Here is an 18,943-nt window from a genome sequence, read left to right on the forward strand (position 1 = left end):
CCACGGGGAGGGCTAACAAAATCCATGGGGGACCTTCCCCGCCCAGCATGTCAGCCCGCGGCGACAGCAATCTGTCACACAAGAGCCTGACACACAGGGACGTTCCCGCGACCCCGCACTCTTCCGGCGACTCAGGCGCAGAGGGGCAGAGCTTGGGGCCGGAAAAACGGCTTCAGCAGATGGCAAACACCCGCGCCGGGAAGCCGCTGCCGCCCAGGGGCTTAGGCCAGGACGCGACGACGACGCCACCTGCCTCCGGAAGACCGTCCAAGTTGGCCAGCAGTTCAATCTGCCAGCGGTCCTTGTCCAGGACGTAGGTTTCGAGGCTGAAGTCCTGGCGCGAGGTGGCGAGGCCTGGATCCGTGTCGGTCTGCTCGTGCCCGACGGCGGCCACGGCACGCTGCTCAACAAGGAAGGAGAGCACGTCCCTGGACCAGCCGGGCGTGTGGCTCAACCCTTCACTGTCCCTGTTGGTCATGGCCTCCGGGTCCGGCCAGCGGCGGCTCCAGCCGGTGCGCAGCGCCACGAAGGCGCCGGCCGGGATGGTGCCGTTCCGGGTTTCCCAGTCCTGCACGTCCTGCAGCGTGGGAGTTGCGTCCGCGTTGCCAGTCACCCGTGCGGTGATGTCCAGGACAACGAGGGGAAGGATCATTTCCTCCACCGGGATCTGGTCCAGGGTCCGGCCGCCGCGAATGAAGTGGGACGGCGGATCAACATGGGTTCCCCACTGGCCCACGATGGTGTAGCGGTGCGCGGTGAACCCGTCACCTTTCTCCAGGTCGAACAGCGCTTCACGTTCCTCATCAGGGAAGGCGGCAAAATGCGGCTGGCCGGGATGGAAGGCATGCGTCAGGTCTACGAACTGCCTGCCTGCAAGCAGTGGCTGCAGGCTTTCCCACAGCGACGTTGTGGTGGTGGTTTCCGTCATGATGCTGAGACTCCTTCTGCAGTGGGTGCCAGCGCAGTGCTGGAGACGCTGATGGGGCCGGTGATCTCAATGACCGGGACTTCCCAGGGGTGGATCTCGACGATCTGGCGCATGAAACGTTCGACGGCGGCGTCCTCCAGGGAGGCGTCAAAATAGGTAGTAAAAACAAAAGTTGGCGAGAGGGTCTGCTCGCCCACGCGTCCCAGGGTGGGGTTGGCGCCCTCGGCGGTAGTGAAGCCTTCAAAACCAAGTCCGGATTCGAACACGTGTTTGTAGTTGCCAAAGTCGCCCAGTTCGCGGAACCGCGCCAGGGCCTGGAGCAGGTTAGCGATGCCCGGGTCGTCACGGAAGGCGGCGGCTTCGCCTTGTGCCAGCTGCCCAAACGTGGTGCCGCTGATGGGCCAGTGCACGCGCAGCTTACGTACCGGGTGCAGTTGAACGTCCAAGAACCAGTCCTCTTTCCTCCCGCCGGGCTGGCGGATGCCTGCCATCGTGGCAGAAAGAAATAATCATTACAAGCATATGTAAATGCGTATTATGACTACTATGCCTTCAAATCCGCCGCTGTCGACCTTGCTGGAATCCCGGAAAATCCTTCCTGCTGACGGTGCGCTGGCCACCCAGCTTGAGGCGCGCGGCTGCAACCTGGACGACCCTCTGTGGTCAGCCAAGGTACTGCTGGATCAGCCACACCTGATCAAGGATGTCCACCTCGACTACTTCCGGGCCGGTGCCCGGGTGGCGACGACAGCGAGCTACCAGGCCACGCCGCAGGGGTTCGCCGCGCGGGGGATACGTGAGCAGGAAGCGCTGGAACTGGTGGCCCTCTCCGTCCGGCTGGCGGATGAGGCGCGCCGCGAACACCTGGCGGGCGCCCCCGATGGCGGGCCCCTGCTGGTGGCGGGGTCCGTGGGCCCGTACGGCGCCTACCTTGCGGATGGCTCCGAGTACCGGGGGGACTATGTCCTGACCTCCACTGAATTCCAGGACTTCCACCGGCCCCGAATTGCCGCGCTGGTCGAAGCCGGAGTGGATTTCCTCGCGTGCGAAACGCTGCCGTCCTTTGCCGAGGCCGAGGCGCTGCTGGCACTCACGGAAGAGTTCGACGTCGAATCCTGGTTCTCCTTCTCGCTGCGGGACGGCGCGCACGTCAGTGACGGTACGCCGCTGGCGGTGGTGGCCGGGCTCCTGGACGCGCGGCCCCTGGTGGCGGCGGTCGGCGTGAACTGTGTGCCGCTGCACCTGGTCACGCCGGCGCTCGCGGCCCTGCGCCAGTCCACCGACAAGCCGCTGGTGGCCTATCCCAATTCCGGGGAAACCTACGATCCCGTCACCAAAACGTGGGGACCGGCCGCAGCGTCACGGAGCACCGGACACGGACCGTCCGAGGACGGCCACGGTGCCCACCCTCTCAGCCTTGCCGAGGGAACCGCAGCCTGGCAGGAACTTGGTGCGCGCATCATCGGTGGCTGCTGCCGGACAACGCCCGGTGACATTGCTGCCGTCGGGCGTGTCATTTCTGCAGAGGCCTAACAGAACGAACGGCAAGGGAACTGACCACTGTCAGCGTTCCTTCTCCTCGGCGGTTTCAGCCTTCTCCTTGGCTTCCTGCTGATGCTGCTCAAGCTTGGCCTCGGCATCCCTGCGCCGGTAGCCGATCGCCCGGGCCTGCTCAGGTGTGGGATGGCGGTGCTCCCGTTCCCAGGCGTGGTCATTGACGCCAGTGGTGGGGGCAACCTCGTCCGGCTCGTGACTGTTTTCACCCATTAACGGATCGTTTCACAGCCGGGACGCAGATAGAAGCATGGGACCTGTTGTTTGGTGAAAAATAGGGGAGGGGTTCGAATCGTTCGGCCGCACCCTGCTCACACTCCTGGGCCGGCGCGGGACCCCCGGAGCCGGGAGTCCCGGGGCGGGACCACCAGCCACTCATGACCGCCGCAGGGCCCGTCCGGCTTAGCTGTCGAGCCGCCCATAGGTGCTGAGCACGTTGCCCTTGCTGGTCCGCGACTGGTCCTGGAGCACCAGCCGGGTGGCGGGGTCGCCGTCCTCGAAGAGCCGGCGGCCGGTTCCGGCAATCACAGGGTGGGTCATGAGCGTCAGCGAATCCAGCAGCCCGGCGAACAGCAGCTGCCGGGTCACCGAGATGCTGCCGCACACAGCGATTTCCGCGCCGTCGCGCTCCTTCAGCGTGGCCACGAACTGCTCAAGCGGAGCGTCCATCAGGTGCGAGTTCTGCCATTCCAACGGTTCCTTCAGGGTCCGGGAAGCCACGAACTTCTCCACCGGGTTGATGAAGGCCGCGAAGTCCTCATCCACCGACGCGTTCGGCCAGTACGCTGCCCACTCCTGGTAACTCACCCGGCCCAGCACCACCGTGTCCACAGCTTCCATCATCCGGGTCAGCCCCTCGCCGAGTTCGTCGTCGAAGCTGTCGAACTGGAACTTATAGGGATCGGACACCACGCCGTCCACGGAGTGGAACAGACCGGCAGTTACTTTGCGCATGAGGCCTCCTGGATGATGACTTTCGAGCGAACACGCCCCACGCTAATGTGCCATCCCCTGCAGCGGAAGATCCACGCCTCAACGAACGACGGCGGCGGCACCAGTTACGTTCATCACTCGCCGAGGCGTCTTGCACGGTTTCGCCGATACCGAGCCCCATACTTGTGGTGAGCGGCTGTTGCCGCACCGCCCGGCCAGGCAGGAGGAAGTGCATGGAGACCCTGAAAAAAATCGTGAGCAACCAGTATTTCCCGGCCGGCGCCGTCCTCACCGCCGTGCTGCTGTTCTGGGCCGTGGGACTCCTGGGCGGGCTGTCCCTGTTGCACAACAACCAGCCGCCGCTGACCACGCTCACCTGGCTGCTTTTTGTCTATGCGGCGGCCGTGCTTACCCCGCTTGCCGGGATTCTTGCCGCCACGGACCTGGTCCGGCGGTGGCGCCGCAACCGGGCAGCGGAGGCGGCGTACGCGGAGCAGGCCCTGGAGGCGCAGGAAAGCTACGAACACGAATTCCACGAGGAACAGGCCCCACTGGCTGCCCCGAGGGAATCGGCACCGGCAGCGGAACCAACGGGCACCCCGCAGGGAGCCACACACCCGCCTGCCCCTACAACCTCCCAGCCGACGAAGAACTCAAAGCGGACAGGACGCAAGCAGGCCGCTTAGCCGGACGCCGCCGTCGTCCTGTCCTGCCTTTCTTTCACCTCAGTTTCTTCAGCGCGGCAAGGGCGTCCTCGGCGTGCTGCAGCGCGTGATGCAGCCGTCGGCCCGGCTGGGGCAGCGAGAACAGATAGCCCTGAAGCGAGTCGCATTCCAGGGCCGAGAGGTAATCCGCCTGCGCCACTGTTTCCACACCTTCGGCCGTCACGGTCAAGCCCAGGCTGTGAGCCATGTTGATCATGGCGCTGAGAATAGGCAGCCGCTCCTCGCCGGTGTGCACCATGGAGATGAACGTCTTGTCGATCTTCACCGTGTCCACGGGCAGGTCCTGCAGCCTGCCCAGGGAGGAATAGCCGGTGCCGAAGTCGTCCAGGGCAACCCGGGCGCCAGCGTCCCGGAGCGTGCTGAGCTGTTTGATCAGCCCGCAATCGGCGTCGAAAAATACGCTTTCGGTGACCTCCAGGACCAGCTGATACGGGGCAACGCCGCTGGCCTCAGCCAGCCGGAGCACCGTCTGGGCGAACAGCGGGTCCTGTAACTGCACCCCGGAAACGTTCACGGCGAGCGACCGGGAGGGGTCTTCGCTGAGCCACTGCGCCAGCTGCACCATCCCCATCGCCATCACCTCCGCGCCGATCTCATTGATCAGTCCGGTCCGTTCCGCCAGCGGGATAAAGACCGACGGCGGGACGCGCCCGCCGTCCCTGTCCCACCGCGCCAGGGCCTCGAACATGACCACCTGCCCCATGCGGTGGGAGACAATCGGCTGGAAGTCGACCGAGATTTGGTCCCGGGCCACGGCCAGCTGCAGGCCGCTTTCCATGTTCGTCCTCTGGACCAGGGCAGTCATCATGTCCGGATGGAACCGCAGGAAGCGGTTCTTGCCCGCTGCCTTGGCCGCATACATGGAAATGTCCGCCTGCCGCAGGAGTTCAGAAGCACCAACCCTGTCCCGGCCCAGGGAGGCCAGCCCCAGGCTCAGGCTGGGCCGCAAAACAGTGCCTTGAATGGTTACGGGAACATGCAGGCAGCGGACGATGCACTGGGCGATGGCGTCCGCGTCCGGGCAGGCGGTCAGGAGCACCACGAATTCATCTCCGCCCAGCCGGGCCACCACATCCGCGGTGGGGGCGCAGCCGCGCAGCCTGCGGGCAACTTCAACCAGCATGTCATCGCCGGCCTGGTGGCCAAGGATGTCATTGACCTCCTTGAAGTCGTCCAGATCCAGGAGCAGGACGTCCACCGTTTTCAGCCGGGGCTCCTGGAGGGCAGCAGCCAGCGCGTCGGTGAATACTGCCCTGTTGGCCAGCCCCGTCAGGGGATCCTGGAACGCCATGGCCCGCAGTTTTTCCGCCTGGGCAGCCAGGTCCAGCATGGCCTGGTGGGCCTGCTCCTGCGCCTTTCGCCGCGGTGAGACATCACGGAAGCTCCACACCCTGCCCACGATTTTCTCGCCCACCCGCTGCGGCCGGGAATAGCGTTCCAGGGTCCGGCCGTCCTTCAGGTCCAGGACGTCGTGGCTTTCCGCCGAGGGGTTGGCCGCAAGTTCGTCCAGCCGCGCAAGGAATGCGGCCTGGTCTGCCACTTGGGCGACGACGAGCCGCAGGACGGGTTCCTCGCTATCGCCTTTGAGGAGCTCCGGCGAAATGCCCCACATGGTGAGGAACTGGTCGTTGAAGCCGGCCACCCGTCCCTCCCTGCTCATGACCAGGATCCCGTCCGCGGTGGACTCAAGCGTTGCCGTCAGCAGGGACATGGCCTCCCGCAGGTTGGCGTCCGCTGCCTGGCGGTGGGATGTCCCCCGGACGGACAGCAGCAGCAGCGGCCCGGCGGGCATCGCATCCCCGGAACCGGCGGCAACCGGTTCTCCCGCAATCAATGAGCCTGCTGCTTCAGCCGGGAACTCCGTCCCGTCACTGTGCAGCCCAAAGATTTCCCGCGGCGTCGGCGGCTCACCGGGCAGGGTGCGGAGCTGGGAAAAAAGCTGGGTGACCTCGCCGCGGAACCCTTCGGCCAGAAGTGCCCGGTGGTCCCGTCCCGCCAGGTTTTCACTGGCGTATCCGAAAAGCCTTGCTGCCGCGGCGTTGGCGAGTGAAATGCTTCCATCGGCTGCAATAGCCAGGAGGGCATCGGGGCTGGCGTCGAGAATGAGGCCGAAAGTTTGTGCCGCCGGACTTTTACTGTGACTCCATACATCAGTCATTGCACCACCCCCCTCGCACATCATAAAGGGCGGCAGCGGAAATTAGGTGGGGCAGGACACGTTTCCCAACCGGCTGGTGTCAGTTGGGCGGAACAAACTCCGGCCTCCAATCCCGGGAAATGCAAAAACGCCGCCCCCGGTGCGGGGAGCGGCGCTTTGCCTGTGCCTGTGGCTGGTGCTGCTAGACGCGGCGGTGGCTGCGGTTGGTGACCGCGCCGTAAACCAGCAAAACGATGATTGAACCGAGAATGGCCAGCAGCCACGTGCGGATATCGAAGAACTCTGCCAGCCCGCCGCCGAAGATGAGCGAGCCGATCCAGCCGCCCAAAAGTGCACCCACGACGCCGAGGACCAGGGTGACCACCCAGCCTCCGCCCTGGCGGCCGGGCAGGATTGCCTTTGCGATAGCTCCTGCGATCAGGCCCAAAATGAGAAATCCGAGAATGCCCATGTTGTCACTCCTTATCAGTAAGTTGTGCCGGGCCCCCATTTCCGGTTCCATAATTCAATCAGCGTGCTTACTGCTCTGCAAGAGTTTGAATATCACGGGATGGCTGTCAGTTTTGGCCCGCCACGGGTGCGCCGCGACGTTCGCGACCCGCCGCGGCCCGAAGCGGGTGGCGGGCGCTTCGATAGGATGGAGTGTCCCGCAAACAATGCAAGGAGATCCGGCATGTGCAGCCAGCAAACCGTTCGGCCACGCGCCATTTTCCTCGACATCGACGGCACCTACGCTGACCACGGGCTGGCCCCGGACGCCCATGTGGAGGCTGTCCGTACCGCCCGCCGGCGCGGGCATCTGGTGTTCGTGTGCACCGGGCGGCCCCTGTCCATGGTGCCCGGCCACATCCTGGAAGCAGGGTTTGATGGAACCATCACCGGAGCAGGCGCCAGGGTGGAGCTCAAGGGCGAAATCCTCAAAGACACCCGATTCGAGCCGGACCTGGCCGCCAGGATCGTGGAAACCCTTGATGCCCACGGCGTCGCCTACATTCTCGAAGCCCCCGAGGCCCTGCACGGCCGGATGGGTGTGGACCAGAGGCTGCGGGACGTTCTTGGGCCCATCTTCGCCGGCCGTCCGCAGCACGACGGAGTCCTGAGCACCGACGTGGATCCCCTTGAGGACATCCTGGGGCCCATGCAGTACAGCGACGACCTGCGCTCCACGTCCTACGCCAAAATTTCCTGTTTCGATTCAGCCGTTCCCCTTAAGCAGCTGGTGGACACCCTTGGGCCGCAGGTGGGGCTCATCCCCAGCTCCCTCTCCGCCCTGGGCGACCGGGCCGGTGAGATTTACATGGCCGGAACGCACAAGGCTGTGGGCATCCAGGTGGTGGAAGCCCATCTCGGCCTTCACCGCGCGGACATCGTGGCCATCGGCGACAGTGCGAACGACATCGAGATGCTCGAGTACGCCGGGATCGGCATTGCCGTGGAAGGCGGGCACCCTGCTGTGCTGGCCGTTGCCGATCGGTTCACACCCGGGCCGGCCGGGCTTGGCGTGGCACTCGCTTTTGATGAGCTCGGCCTGCTGAACTAAACCCGGGGGAGGGCCGCCTCGGACTGCACTTCCGCGCTCCCGGTGCCCAGGCCGCGCACCAGCCACCCGTGGGCCTGCCAGCCCGCGGCGTCCAGGACGTTGCGCGCGTCCAGCACCACCCGTCGTCGGACCAGCCCGCCCGCAACGGCGGGGGAGAGGCGGCGGTACTCGTCCCACTCGGTGAGGAGCATGACCAGGTCGGCGCCCTCGAGCGCCCGCTCCGCGGAGGCCTCGAACCGCAGGCGCGGATAGCGGCGCCACGCATGGTTCACCGCCCTGGGATCTGTAACGGTAACGTGCGCCCCCGCAGCGGCGAGACGGTCGGCCACGTCCAGGGCAGGGGAGTCCCGGATGTCATCCGTATCGGGCTTGAAGGAAGCGCCCAGCACTGTGATGGAGCGCCCTGCAAGGTTGCCGCCGCAGAGTTCAGCGGCAATGGATACAGTCCGGTGGCGTTGACCCACGTTGACCGAGTCCACCAGCCGCATCCAGTCATCAAGTGCATTGGCTCCGGCCCGTTGGGCCTGGGTGCGCAAGCTGCGGATGTCCTTGGGCAGGCATCCGCCGCCGAAACCCAGTCCGGCGTGCAGGTACCGGCCGCCGATGCGCGGATCCATGCCCATGGCCTCGCCCAGCTCTGCCACATCGGCGCCCGAAGCGTCGCACAGTTCAGCCACGGCGTTAATGAAACTGACTTTGGTGGCAAGGTACGCGTTGGCCGCCGATTTGATGAGTTCCGCCGTCGCAAAGTTGCACACCAGGCGGGGGATCCCGGCCCGGAGGAGCGGCTCGTAGACGGCGTCCAGTGCCGCGGTTACCCCGAGCGGCGCGCCGCTGCGTGCGTGGAACGCGGCTGCGCGTCCGCCGGACACGCCATAGACCAGCCGGTCCGGCACCAGCGAGTCCTTCACGGCGGTCCCCTGGCGGAGGAACTCCGGGTTCCAGCCCAGCAGCACGCCAGGGCGGCCGGCCAGAACATTGCCGAGCATGTCCACGGTGCCTACGGGCACCGTGGATTTACCGACGACGGCGGCGCCTGCGGTCAGGTGCGGCAGCAGCCCTTCGATGGCGGAGACCAGGAAGGTCAGGTCGGCGGCGTCGGACGTCTTGTCCTGCGGGGTGCCCACACACAGGAAATGCACCTGCGCGCCCTTCGCGGCAGCGGCGTCGGTGGAGAAGGTGAGCCTGCCGGTATTCCGGCCGTCCTGCAGCAGCTCGTCCAGGCCGGGTTCATGGAAGGGGGCTGCGCCGAGTGCCAGCTGCTCCACCTTGGCTGGATCCACGTCGATGCCCACCACGGTGTGGCCCATCGATGCGAGGGTTGCTGCGTGGACGGCGCCGAGGTAGCCGCAGCCGATCACCGATATTTTCACTGTCCCCACCCGCGGTCCAACCTCGCCGGCCCGGCCAGGGAACCCGGCGGGCGTGGGGCCCGCGCAACCACCGGCCCACCACTGATCACTGAGTGGTATTGTCCAACCAGTTCGCCGCACAGTGCGGGCCAGGTACGGTCCTGTACGGAAGCATGGGCTGCAGTGGCGAAGGCCCGGCGTTTGGCGTCGTCGCCCATCAGGTCCAGGACGCGGGCCCGCATGGCGGCCAGGTCTCCGGGTTCGTAGAGCCACCCCGTCCGGGAGTTCTCCACCAGGTCCAGGGGCCCGCCGCGGCCCGTGGCCACCACCGGCACACCCGATGCCATGGCCTCCTGGATGGTCTGGCAGAACGTCTCGAACTCGCCGGGATGGACGAACAGGTCAAAGGACGCGACAGCGCGTGCCAGTTCCCCGCCGCCCAGGAACCCGGTGAAGACTGCGTCCGGCAGGGCTTCTTCGAGGGCCGCCCGCTGCGGCCCGTCGCCCACGATCACCAGTTGGGTGTTGGGCACTCCGGCCAGGGCAGCCAGGTCCTCGACCTGTTTCTCCACGGCCAGCCGGCCTACGTAGCCGATGATCCGCTCACTCCCGGGAGCCACGGCAGCCCGCCACCCGTCGTCGCGCTTTTCCGGCGAAAACCGGGCCGTGTCCACGCCCCGGCGCCACATCTCCACCCGAGGGATGCCGCGGCCGCGCAACTGGTTCAACGCGAAGGTGGACGGCACCAGGGTGCGGGTGGCGAGCAGATGGATGTTTTCCACCCGGTTCCAGGCCCAGTTCTCCAGGAACGGCACACCGTACCGGGCCGCGTAGCTGGGGACTTCAGTCTGGTAGATGGCCACCGTGGGGATGCCCAGCTGGTGGGCAGCCTGGGCAGCCCGCCAGCCCAGGATGAACGGCGAGGCCAGGTGGACGACGTCCGGTGCGTAGTCGGCAAGGATTCGCTTGACCCGGTACACACCACCCATCGCCACCCTGACGTTTGTATAACCGGCCAACGGCACCGCAGGCAGCCGGTGGATCTCCGCCCCCTTCACGCGGTCCGGGGCTTCCCCGTCCAGCGTGGAGGGCGCGATGACCAGGACGTCATCGCCCCGGTCCTCGAGGCACTCCAGTACCCGCAGGATGGAATGCGTTACGCCGTTCATCAGCGGCAGGAATGATTCAGCAACAATTGCGATCCTCACCCCTTCACGATGCGCGGGCGGCGTTGCCGCGCGGGGGACCGGATGTGACACCGGGGGAAAGGTTTGGGAAACATCAGGACCCCGGGCGGCATCGCGTGCATTTTGGTGCGGGCACCAAAAAAATTTACTAAGTAGGCTTGGCATTTGATGCTAAGCATGCTTACTGTAGTGGGGCAGCTAACGCGAAGCCTTAAGCAATTGGGGCGGACGCCGAGTACCGGGCCTCCCGGTACCGGAACAAAAATTTGTTAGCTAAGCCCAGCGCAACGACACATCCAAGGAGACGTCATGCTCAACAGGGAAAACATTGAAAGCCTGCTCACCAAGGGTGGCAACGTCGTCGGATCCGACGGCGAGAAGATTGGCTCGATTGGCCAGCTTTACGCGGACGACGACACCGGTGAGCCCACGTGGGTCACCGTCAAGACGGGTCTTTTCGGCACCTCCCAGTCCTTCGTTCCCGTGGAAGGCGCACACAGCCAGGGCGATGACCTGGTGGTTCCGTACACCAAGGAACACGTCAAGGACGCCCCCCGCGTGGACGTGGACGGACACCTCACCCCTGAGGAAGAGGACCGCCTCTACACCTATTACGACCGCGGCGCACGGACCTACTCCGACACCCGGGACGACGCCAGCCGGACCGACGTTGACTTTCAGGGCGACGCCGATCTCAACGCCGGAACCCCCACCGCGGGAATCTCCGGGGACCGCGACAGGGACACCAGCCGCGGCACCGTGGGCCACGACACCTCCGGCCCCACCACCGATGATGCGATGACTCGGTCCGAGGAACGGCTCCATGTGGGCACGGAGCGCGAAGCGACCAGCCGTGCCCGGCTCCGGAAGTACGTCACCACGGAGAACGTCACCAAGACCGTGCCCGTGCAGCGTGAGGAAGTCCGCCTGGAGCGCGAGCCCATCACGGACGCCAACCGCGGTGCGGCCCTCGACGGTCCGGACATCAGCGAGGAAGAGCACGAGGTAGTCCTGCACGAGGAACGCCCCGTGGTCGAGAAGGAAACCGTTCCGGTGGAGCGGGTCCGCCTGGACAAAGACGTGGTGCAGGACGACGTCACGGTTAACGAGGAAGTCCGCAAGGAACAGATTGACGCGGACGGCGTGGATCGCGACCGCCGTCGCTAAGCTCCGCCCTAAGGAACGGCTGCGGCGCCGCTGAACGGACCGGCGCCACGGCAGTTTCACAGTGTACGACGCCGGGAGTCCCCTGTTGGGGGCTCCCGGCGTCGTTGTGCATGCGGAACTTTCTCAAAACGCTGGTGCAGCCTCCGCTTGCAGCGGCGACTGCACCAGCCAGTAGGACGAATATCTTCAGAACTTAGTGTTCTTCTCTCATTCGCGGCTCCTGTTTCCCGGCTTACGGATTCCGGGCTTATGCCGGCCCATCCAGCACTGGCGGCCAGCTAAACCGAAGCGCCGCGCGTTTTCGGCGCTGGTTGGGGTTATTCCAATTTTACGGGCGGGCCCCGGGAAAAGCGCCGGGCAAGTCGGCTGGATTTCGTGGGGGACCAGGGGAATGAGCCTGTCGTTCCCGGCCCTGCCGCCCTCGCCGTGACACCATGGGGCACGATGAAACTGCGTGCTGACCAGACTGGAGACCGTGGCCTCCCTATGCCCTTGTGGCTGCAGGGTGCCCTTGAAACGGCGCAGGCAGCCGTCATTTCCGCGCTGATCGTGATTGCCCCGATCATCGCGGTGTGGGCCACCGCCGGCTTTCACAACAGCGCTTTCGACGTCCTGGCCCGGTTGGCCGGACAGTCATGGCTGCTGATCCACGGAGTTCCGCTGGGGCTCAGCGCCGGGAGCTCCACTGCCGCCGCCAATGGTCCGTCCGGCGTTCTCTCGCTCATTCCGTTGGGACTGACGCTGCTGCCGTTCCTCCTGGCCTGGCGGGCCGGCCGTCGCCTGGCCCGCGCCTCGTACACGGACCAGCTCTGGCAGGCGCTCCTCGGCTCGTGGGTTGTCTACGCCGCCTTCGGCACCGCCACAGGCTTCGTGTGCCGAACCCCCGACGTCGCCATCAACCCCTGGCACGCCATGGTGATTCCCCTCATCCCCTTCGCGCTGGGCATGGTGATCGGCGCCCGTCGTGAGGCCGGTTCGTGGAGCCGGCTTATCGGCGTCGACGCCGTGGACTGGATTTCCCGCACCAGCCAGCATTCCCGCTGGGCCGGCTCCTACCTCGGGTCGGCTGCAAAGGCCGGATTTGTGGCTGCCGCTTCCGCCCTGGCCCTCGCGGCCGTGTTGCTGGCCGTGGACCTCTTCATCCACTGGAACCTGGTGGTGGCGGTGTATGAAGCGCTCGACGCCGGCGCTGTAGGCGGTGCCGCCCTGACCATCGCCCAGCTTGGCTTCCTGCCCAACCTTGCGGTGTTTGCCCTTTCCTGGACGTCCGGCGCCGGCTTTGCCATGGGCGTCGGGTCGCAGGTGGGTCCCATGGGGACTGCTGTGGGCCCGCTGCCTTCCATTCCCGTGCTGGCCGCCATCCCCTCCGGCTCGCTGGATTACGCCTATGTTGCCCTCATCGTCCCGGTGCTTGCCGGCGTGCTGGCTGGCTGGTGGTTCCTGCGCGAGGGGGAAAACCACTTTGACGAGTGGCTGTCCATCAAGGTCCGTGCGCGCTGGTTCACGGCAACGGTTTCCACCCTTGCGCTTGGGGTGCTGACCGGGCTGGCAGCGGGACTGCTGGCTTTTGGTTTGGCCTGGCTGTCCCGGGGATCAGCCGGGATCGGGCGCCTGACCCAGATCGGCCCCGACCCGTTCTGGACGGGAGTATGGCTGGCTGCGGAGGTGGCTGTCGGCGTCGTCATCGGTTACGCCGCCGGACCCTGGCTGGAGCGTGAGCACACTGCAAGGGAAGCGGACGCCGATCTCGTTTCCCGGCCCTAGCGCAACCGGGCATTCCTGCCGGCGCCGCTGCTAGGGGATCTGCTGGGGCAATGAGCCTTCGAGCTGGACCCGGCACGCGGACTGGGCCTGGTCCGTCAGTGCCCGTCCCACGCAGGCCTGGTAGTCGCGCACTTCGTCGAAAAACACTGCCGTGACGAGGATCAGCAGCATCAGGATCGCGGACAGCACCAAGCCGGAAATCGTGGCAATCAGGAGCAGTCTGAATTCCTTCAACCGGGCGGTCCGTACCAGCAGGACAACGCCCAGCGCTCCACTGGCCGCCGTGAGGATCCCCGTGAGCCACAGGTAGTTGACGTCGAGTTGGTAGACGAAGAAGGCACCCAGAATCGAGACGACGAACATCCGGAACAGGGTACGGGTCTTGGCCAGCGAGGCTTTGGCTGCCTCGCTGAGCGGCGGTTTGGTCCGCTGCTGCCCAGCCTGTTCCGGAGAGGTGTTCATGTTTTCCAGCCTACGCGAGCCTGCCCATAAGCTAGAGCCATGCGCATCGTAGTCCTCGTTTCCGGTACCGGGTCCAACCTTCAGGCTGTTATTGACGCGGTCGCGGCGGGGGACCTGGACGTGGAGATCGCAGCCGTAGGCGCCGACCGCCCGGGGACATACGGGGTGGAACGGTCCGCGGCTGCCGGAATCCCGACCTTCGTGGTCGACTTCAAGGCGTACCCGGACCGGGCACAGTGGAACGCTGCGCTGAGGGAAGCGGTGGCCGGGTTCGACCCGGACGTGGTGGTCTCCTCAGGGTTCATGCGGATCGTCAGCCCCGAATTCATCGATGCCTTCAAAGGCAGGTACCTCAACACCCATCCCGCTCTGCTCCCCGCCTTCCCCGGCGCCCACGGTGTCCGGGACGCGATGGCCTACGGGGTGAAGGTTACCGGCTGCACCGTGCACTGGGCCGACGCCGGTGTGGACACCGGGCCCATCATCGCCCAGGAAGCCGTTACTATCGAGGACTCCGATACCGAGGAGACCCTGCACGAGCGCATCAAGGTGGTGGAACGCCGGCTCCTGGTGTCTACCCTGGCCAGCCTCGCCGCCGCCCACCGCTCCAGCACGTCGAAGCTCCCCGGCTGACGGGCGACGCGCAAAGTCCTCCCCGACGCCCAGATCCCTCCCCGATGCGCAGATTCTCTGGCGCACCCGAAATCCAAGCGCGCAGGGGAATATCCGCAGCGGAAATACAGCGAACGGTCGTGGGGGAGGGGTTACTCGAGGCGGCGCTGCTTGGTTTCCGGGGAGAAGAACGCCATCCACAGCACGGCCAGCAGCACCAGGCCGCCGGCAAGGGCGAAGGACGTGGCCAGTCCAAGCTCCGGCCAGAAGTAGTTGGCGAAGATCAAGGGCCCGAACCCGGCGCCCAGACGCGAGAACGTGGAGGCCCAGCCGAAGCCGGTGCCGCGCAGTTCGGTGGGGTAGAGCTCGGATACGTAGGCGTAGAGCACCGGGATGGCTACCTGCACCACAAACCCGAAGACCAGCAGCCAGAACACCGCCGCCGTGGGGATGTCCACCACGAACGCGACGATCACCAGGGTCAGGGCGGACAGCGGACCGGTAATGGCCAGGATCCACTTGCGGCCGACGCGTTCCACCAGCAGCGCTGCCACCACTACGCCGAGAAGTCCGACGGCGGCCATGGAGGCGGTGGTGACGAAGGCTTTGTACTCGGCGAAGCCGGCACCAATCAGGATCCGGGGCATCCAGGTCAGGGACAGGTAGTACACCAGCAGGATGCTGAAGAACAGTGCCCAGGCTGTTGCCGTGATCTTCCAGTTGAACTGCCATACGGAACGCAGTTGGATCCAGGCGCTGCCGGCGGAGAGGCGCGGCACATCCTGCGCGTCCGGAAGGCTGTACGCACGCGCCTCCGCACCGGTGGCCGCCACCAGGCCATCAATCACCTTTGCCGCTTCCTCGCGCCGGCCCTTGCGGATCAGGAACAGCGGGGACTCCGGAACACTGCGCCGGACCCAGAACACCAGCAGGGCGGGCAGGACCATCACCAGCATGGTCAGCCGCCAGTCGCCGTACAGGGCCACCAGGCCCGCAGAGACAAAGCCCGCCAGCGCCGCACCGATGGGCCACCAGCCGTCCATGGCCGTGAGCACTTTGCCGCGCTGCTTCCTCGGCGTGAACTCACCCACCAGGGCATAGTCCACCGGAATGCAGCCGCCCAGGCCGAACCCGGCCATGAACCGGAACACGCAGAACCAGATGAAGTCGGGGGAGAACGCGCCCAGCACGGTGAACAGCGAGAAGATCAGCAGCGTGGCCGTGAACGCTTTCTTGCGTCCGATAGTGTCCGCGATGGTTCCCCACACGAACGCACCCAGTGCCATGCCGATGAGGTTGGACGTGCCCACCCATGCCACTTCACCCGGGCTAAGGGCCCAGTGGGTGGAGAGCAGCGGAATCAGGATGCCGTTGAGGGTGACGTCCCAGGCATCGAACATGAAGCCGAGGCCGCCGATCAAAAAGATCCTGCCCTGGACTTTCCATCGCCATGGCAGTTCCTGGACCACCTGTTCGCCGCTCGGCACAGTGGTGTAAGTATTCATTGCAGCCTCCTGGGAAAACTTTAGCCGGGCCCACAGGTGTTCACACTTCCACCGACTCGCGGGGCAACCTTCGCTTCGGGATAAACTGGCCGTATCCCCACCAACCGCGGCACTGTTCCGCGAGATAAGACGGAGACATTTGTGAGCTTCACGCAGCATGAGCGCGTATCCATCGACCGTGTTCCCATCCGCCGGGCACTGATCTCGGTTTACGACAAGACCGGTCTGGAGGAGCTCGCCCAGGGCCTGCACGCAGCGGGAGTGAAGCTTGTGTCCACCGGCTCCACGGCAAAGAAGATCGCCGCCGCGGGCATCCCGGTCCAGGAAGTCGAGGAAGTCACGGGTTCCCCTGAGATGCTGGATGGCCGGGTGAAGACTCTCCACCCGCGCGTGCACGGCGGCATCCTGGCGGACCGCCGGGTGCCGGCGCACATGGACACCCTGACCACTATGGATATCGAGCCTTTCGATCTGGTGGTGGTGAACCTTTACCCGTTCGTGGAAACCGTCAAATCCGGTGCGGGACAGGACGACGTCGTCGAGCAGATCGACATCGGAGGCCCCGCGATGGTGCGCTCGGCAGCGAAGAACCATGCCGCCGTCGCCATTGTGGTGGACCCGTCCTTCTACGGCCAGGTGGTCACCGCAGCCGCTGAAGGCGGCTTCGATTTGAAGACGCGACGGCGGCTGGCCGCCAAGGCGTTCGCCCACACGGCGTCCTACGACAACGCCGTGGCCACCTGGACCGCCAGCCAGTTCCTCGATGAGGACGGCGACGGCGTCATCGACTGGCCTGCCTACGCCGGCCTGTCGCTGGAGCGCTCCGAGGTCCTGCGCTACGGCGAAAACCCGCACCAGCAGGCTGCCCTCTACGTGGACAAGGCAGCTCCCGTTGGTATTGCCCAGGCCGACCAGCTGCACGGCAAGGCCATGAGCTACAACAACTTCGTCGATGCCGACGCTGCCCTTCGCGCCGCCTACGATTTCAGCGAACCTGCGGTAGCGATCATCAAGCACGCCAACCCCTGCGGCGTTGCGGTCGGATCCGAGGATGCCGCCGACCCCATCGCCGACGCCCACGCCAAAGCCCACGCCTGCGATCCGGTTTCCGCGTTTGGCGGCGTTATCGCCGCGAACCGCTCTGTCACGGCCGGCATGGCCAACACGGTCAAGGACATTTTCACCGAGGTTGTCATCGCGCCCGGATTCGAGCCGGAAGCAGTGGAAATCCTGTCCAAGAAGAAGAACATCCGCCTTCTCGCCCTGCCCGAGGGCTACGGCCGTTACCCGACGGAGTTCCGCCAGGTCTCCGGCGGCATGCTGGTCCAGGTCAGCGACAAGGTGGATGCCGACGGCGACAACCCCGCTAACTGGACCCTTGCTGCCGGTGAAGCCGCGGACGAGAAGACTCTCGCGGACCTCGCCTTCGCCTGGACCGCCTGCCGCGCGGCCAAGTCCAACGCCATCCTCCTCGCCCAGGACGGCGCCGCGGTCGGCATCGGCATGGGCCAGGTCAACCGCCTGGACTCCTGCCGCCTGGCTGTTGAGCGGGCCAACACCCTCGGTGTGACGGTGGAGTCCGACGTGGAAGGTGCGGGCGGTGCCACTAACGCCAGTGGCGGCGACGCGCCGGCCCGTGCCCGCGGAGCGGTTGCTGCCTCAGACGCCTTCTTCCCGTTTGCCGACGGCCTGCAGATCCTGATCGACGCCGGCGTCCGCGCCGTCGTCCAGCCCGGCGGTTCAGTCCGGGATGAGGAAGTCATCGCCGCGGCAAATGCAGCCGGCGTCACGATGTACTTCACGGGTGCCCGCCACTTCTTCCACTGATCCCACCGGGGCAATAAACGAACGACGGCGCCCGTCCCTGCGAAGGGGACGGGCGCCGTCGTTTCAAGGCTTAGTTCTGGCCAGGTGAGCCGGAACCAGGTTCGCCGGTATCCGCGTCCCTCTGCTTGAGACGCGGACCCTCCTCCGGAAGCCGGAGCTCCCGGGGCTTGGCTTCCGCCATACGCTGCTCGGTCCAGTACTCGAGGATCTCCTCGTGCGACTGGTTCAGCTTCACGTGGCTGACGGAATCCTCGCTTGGCGGGATGTCTTTAGGAGGCTGCTGCGCTGGCATAGGTCTGCTGGATAACGGAACCCCAGTAGGGGCCGTACATGACTGATGATCGGTTGTAGCCGTAGCTGTTGACGGAGTTCTGGGCACCGCTGGAGCCAGTGCCGATGAACCACGGGCCGCCGGACGAGCCGCCGGTCATGTCGCAGGGGATGCCCTGGGTACCAAACTGCGGGTTGGTGGGATCATTCGCTGCCGTTCCGGTGCAGCTTTTGAGGGTCTCGCCATTGAAGGGCGACGCTGCCGGGTAGCCGAAGGACTTGTAGGTGACGCCGCGGGCCTCGTTGAACGCAACGCCGGATCCGCCGACAACATCGGTCAGCGTCTGTCCGTTCAGGGGCGCCACCACGGCGAAGCCGGTGTCGTACGTCATGTCCCCGCCGTCGCTCCACTGCTTTGGAGCGTACAGGCCGGTGGCCGTCCACTTGCCGTAGGGCGAAATGCCGTTCTCATAAGCAGGGGCAAACATGAAGTTGGTGGCGAACGCGCCGGGGCCCTCATTGAGGCAGTGGCCTGCGGTGGACACGGTGCTTTCGTTGGCGGAGGAGACGGCGTTGCCGGAGCAGACATAGTTCGAACCGCCAAGGGTGAAGAACACCTTGCCGATGTGCTTAACGGGAGTCTCGCTTTGGGCGATGGTTGGCTTGCCCTTGGTGGCCTTGACGTTGGACTTCTTGCCTTTTTCCACGAGCAGGGCGCTGGATCGGTTGCCGCGCTCCAGTGCTTTGCCGGCCAGGACGTCGCCCGGGATTGCGCTTTGCATCCGGTCTGCCGTCCAGTAGTCAGCCACGCCGGTGGCGTTCAGGACCGTGCTGGTGACGGAGGGGTTCTTCCTGTCCTCTGCCGGCGCGGGCGCGGCGGCGGCCCCGCCGGCGGTGCTGAGTGCCAGAACGGCGGCGGCTGAGAGGCTCAGGAAGCCAGTAGCCAGAGACCTGGTGCG

Annotated in this window: 19 protein-coding genes; 7 read left to right on the top strand and 12 right to left on the bottom strand. The window is 65.8% G+C overall.

From position 1 onward, the window contains the following. Positions 1 to 172: 172 nt before the first annotated feature. Positions 173 to 928: a cyclase family protein gene (locus CXX84_RS18755; RefSeq protein WP_102978241.1), complete on the bottom strand. Its 756-nt coding sequence runs from the start codon at positions 926 to 928 to the stop codon at positions 173 to 175. Continuing rightward, positions 925 to 1,419 carry a hypothetical protein gene (locus CXX84_RS18760; protein WP_102978242.1) on the bottom strand — a complete coding sequence of 165 codons (495 nt, stop codon included), beginning with the start codon at positions 1,417 to 1,419 and terminating at the stop codon, positions 925 to 927. The genes CXX84_RS18755 and CXX84_RS18760 overlap by 4 nt, the downstream gene beginning before the upstream one ends. 55 nt (positions 1,420 to 1,474) lie before the next feature. On the opposite strand from CXX84_RS18760, the gene mmuM reads away from it, so the two are divergent. Continuing rightward, positions 1,475 to 2,461, top strand: a complete 987-nt coding sequence (mmuM, locus tag CXX84_RS18765; RefSeq protein ID WP_102978243.1) for a homocysteine S-methyltransferase — start codon at positions 1,475 to 1,477, stop codon at positions 2,459 to 2,461. Between the two features lie 30 nt (positions 2,462 to 2,491). Here mmuM and CXX84_RS18770 read toward each other — a convergent pair whose 3' ends face one another. Both CXX84_RS18770 and CXX84_RS18775 read right to left on the bottom strand, forming a co-directional pair. After that, positions 2,492 to 2,695: a hypothetical protein gene (locus tag CXX84_RS18770; protein ID WP_102978244.1), complete on the bottom strand. Its 204-nt coding sequence runs from the start codon at positions 2,693 to 2,695 to the stop codon at positions 2,492 to 2,494. 189 nt (positions 2,696 to 2,884) lie between these two features. Beyond that, complete coding sequence (locus tag CXX84_RS18775) at positions 2,885 to 3,436, bottom strand: dihydrofolate reductase family protein (protein WP_102978245.1); 552 nt, start codon at positions 3,434 to 3,436, stop codon at positions 2,885 to 2,887. Positions 3,437 to 3,648: 212 nt separating this feature from the next. Here CXX84_RS18775 and CXX84_RS18780 point away from each other — a divergent pair, with 212 nt between their 5' ends. Then, positions 3,649 to 4,101: a hypothetical protein gene (locus CXX84_RS18780; RefSeq protein WP_102978246.1), complete on the top strand. Its 453-nt coding sequence runs from the start codon at positions 3,649 to 3,651 to the stop codon at positions 4,099 to 4,101. A 34-nt stretch (positions 4,102 to 4,135) separates the two neighbouring features. On the opposite strand, the gene CXX84_RS18785 is transcribed toward CXX84_RS18780, so the two are convergent. Next, positions 4,136 to 6,298 (bottom strand): putative bifunctional diguanylate cyclase/phosphodiesterase, encoded by a 2,163-nt coding sequence (locus CXX84_RS18785; RefSeq protein WP_102978247.1) that lies wholly within the window; start codon positions 6,296 to 6,298, stop codon positions 4,136 to 4,138. 181 nt (positions 6,299 to 6,479) lie between these two features. Beyond that, entirely contained in the window at positions 6,480 to 6,749 is a 270-nt protein-coding gene (locus tag CXX84_RS18790; RefSeq protein WP_102978248.1) for a GlsB/YeaQ/YmgE family stress response membrane protein, read from the bottom strand. A 222-nt stretch (positions 6,750 to 6,971) separates the two neighbouring features. On the opposite strand from CXX84_RS18790, the gene CXX84_RS18795 reads away from it, so the two are divergent. Further along, positions 6,972 to 7,838, top strand: a complete 867-nt coding sequence (locus CXX84_RS18795) for an HAD family hydrolase (RefSeq protein WP_102978249.1) — start codon at positions 6,972 to 6,974, stop codon at positions 7,836 to 7,838. Here the strand turns inward: CXX84_RS18795 and CXX84_RS18800 are convergent. After that, on the bottom strand, positions 7,835 to 9,211 hold the full coding sequence (locus CXX84_RS18800) for a UDP-glucose dehydrogenase family protein (protein ID WP_102978258.1): 1,377 nt from the start codon (positions 9,209 to 9,211) through the stop codon (positions 7,835 to 7,837). The genes CXX84_RS18795 and CXX84_RS18800 overlap by 4 nt on opposite strands. Then, positions 9,208 to 10,398, bottom strand: a complete 1,191-nt coding sequence (locus CXX84_RS18805; RefSeq protein ID WP_102978250.1) for a glycosyltransferase family 4 protein — start codon at positions 10,396 to 10,398, stop codon at positions 9,208 to 9,210. Before CXX84_RS18805 ends, CXX84_RS18800 begins: the two co-directional genes overlap by 4 nt. Before the next feature lie 288 nt (positions 10,399 to 10,686). Between CXX84_RS18805 and CXX84_RS18810 the strand changes: the two genes are divergently transcribed. Both CXX84_RS18810 and CXX84_RS18815 read left to right on the top strand, forming a co-directional pair. After that, the gene (locus CXX84_RS18810) at positions 10,687 to 11,544 is read left to right on the top strand and encodes a PRC and DUF2382 domain-containing protein (protein WP_102978251.1); all 858 of its coding nucleotides are present in this window, start codon (positions 10,687 to 10,689) and stop codon (positions 11,542 to 11,544) included. A 444-nt stretch (positions 11,545 to 11,988) separates the two neighbouring features. After that, positions 11,989 to 13,308 (top strand): DUF6350 family protein, encoded by a 1,320-nt coding sequence (locus tag CXX84_RS18815; protein WP_102978259.1) that lies wholly within the window; start codon positions 11,989 to 11,991, stop codon positions 13,306 to 13,308. 30 nt (positions 13,309 to 13,338) lie between these two features. Here the strand turns inward: CXX84_RS18815 and CXX84_RS18820 are convergent, their stop codons facing one another. After that, complete coding sequence (locus tag CXX84_RS18820) at positions 13,339 to 13,770, bottom strand: hypothetical protein (protein WP_102978252.1); 432 nt, start codon at positions 13,768 to 13,770, stop codon at positions 13,339 to 13,341. 39 nt (positions 13,771 to 13,809) lie between these two features. Between CXX84_RS18820 and purN the strand changes: the two genes are divergently transcribed. After that, positions 13,810 to 14,403, top strand: coding sequence for a phosphoribosylglycinamide formyltransferase (purN, locus tag CXX84_RS18825; protein ID WP_102978253.1), 594 nt, complete (start codon positions 13,810 to 13,812; stop codon positions 14,401 to 14,403). Between the two features lie 131 nt (positions 14,404 to 14,534). Here purN and CXX84_RS18830 read toward each other — a convergent pair whose 3' ends face one another. Beyond that, complete coding sequence (locus CXX84_RS18830; RefSeq protein WP_102978254.1) at positions 14,535 to 15,887, bottom strand: MFS transporter; 1,353 nt, start codon at positions 15,885 to 15,887, stop codon at positions 14,535 to 14,537. Between the two features lie 141 nt (positions 15,888 to 16,028). On the opposite strand from CXX84_RS18830, the gene purH reads away from it, so the two are divergent. Beyond that, positions 16,029 to 17,714, top strand: coding sequence for a bifunctional phosphoribosylaminoimidazolecarboxamide formyltransferase/IMP cyclohydrolase (purH, locus tag CXX84_RS18835; protein ID WP_102978255.1), 1,686 nt, complete (start codon positions 16,029 to 16,031; stop codon positions 17,712 to 17,714). A gap of 70 nt (positions 17,715 to 17,784) precedes the next feature. Here purH and CXX84_RS18840 read toward each other — a convergent pair whose 3' ends face one another. Both CXX84_RS18840 and CXX84_RS18845 read right to left on the bottom strand, forming a co-directional pair. After that, positions 17,785 to 17,949: a hypothetical protein gene (locus tag CXX84_RS18840; RefSeq protein WP_223253167.1), complete on the bottom strand. Its 165-nt coding sequence runs from the start codon at positions 17,947 to 17,949 to the stop codon at positions 17,785 to 17,787. A 34-nt stretch (positions 17,950 to 17,983) separates the two neighbouring features. After that, the coding region (locus CXX84_RS18845) for a trypsin-like serine peptidase (protein ID WP_102978257.1) at positions 17,984 to 18,943 on the bottom strand (960 nt) is incomplete at its 5' end.

This window comes from Arthrobacter sp. AFG7.2 (genome assembly GCF_002892835.1).
In the GTDB taxonomy this organism is placed as follows: domain Bacteria; phylum Actinomycetota; class Actinomycetes; order Actinomycetales; family Micrococcaceae; genus Arthrobacter.

Excerpts from the sequence above, each read along its gene's own strand:
- CXX84_RS18755 (WP_102978241.1), bottom strand. The coding sequence starts at position 928 with ATGACGGAAACCACCACCACAACGTCGCTGTGGGAAAGCCTGCAGCCA.
- CXX84_RS18760 (WP_102978242.1), bottom strand. The coding sequence starts at position 1,419 with ATGGCAGGCATCCGCCAGCCCGGCGGGAGGAAAGAGGACTGGTTCTTG.
- mmuM (WP_102978243.1), top strand. The coding sequence starts at position 1,475 with ATGCCTTCAAATCCGCCGCTGTCGACCTTGCTGGAATCCCGGAAAATC.
- CXX84_RS18770 (WP_102978244.1), bottom strand. The coding sequence starts at position 2,695 with ATGGGTGAAAACAGTCACGAGCCGGACGAGGTTGCCCCCACCACTGGC.
- CXX84_RS18775 (WP_102978245.1), bottom strand. The coding sequence starts at position 3,436 with ATGCGCAAAGTAACTGCCGGTCTGTTCCACTCCGTGGACGGCGTGGTG.
- CXX84_RS18780 (WP_102978246.1), top strand. The coding sequence starts at position 3,649 with ATGGAGACCCTGAAAAAAATCGTGAGCAACCAGTATTTCCCGGCCGGC.
- CXX84_RS18785 (WP_102978247.1), bottom strand. The coding sequence starts at position 6,298 with ATGACTGATGTATGGAGTCACAGTAAAAGTCCGGCGGCACAAACTTTC.
- CXX84_RS18790 (WP_102978248.1), bottom strand. The coding sequence starts at position 6,749 with ATGGGCATTCTCGGATTTCTCATTTTGGGCCTGATCGCAGGAGCTATC.
- CXX84_RS18795 (WP_102978249.1), top strand. The coding sequence starts at position 6,972 with ATGTGCAGCCAGCAAACCGTTCGGCCACGCGCCATTTTCCTCGACATC.
- CXX84_RS18810 (WP_102978251.1), top strand. The coding sequence starts at position 10,687 with ATGCTCAACAGGGAAAACATTGAAAGCCTGCTCACCAAGGGTGGCAAC.
- CXX84_RS18815 (WP_102978259.1), top strand. The coding sequence starts at position 11,989 with ATGAAACTGCGTGCTGACCAGACTGGAGACCGTGGCCTCCCTATGCCC.
- CXX84_RS18820 (WP_102978252.1), bottom strand. The coding sequence starts at position 13,770 with ATGAACACCTCTCCGGAACAGGCTGGGCAGCAGCGGACCAAACCGCCG.
- purN (WP_102978253.1), top strand. The coding sequence starts at position 13,810 with ATGCGCATCGTAGTCCTCGTTTCCGGTACCGGGTCCAACCTTCAGGCT.
- CXX84_RS18830 (WP_102978254.1), bottom strand. The coding sequence starts at position 15,887 with ATGAATACTTACACCACTGTGCCGAGCGGCGAACAGGTGGTCCAGGAA.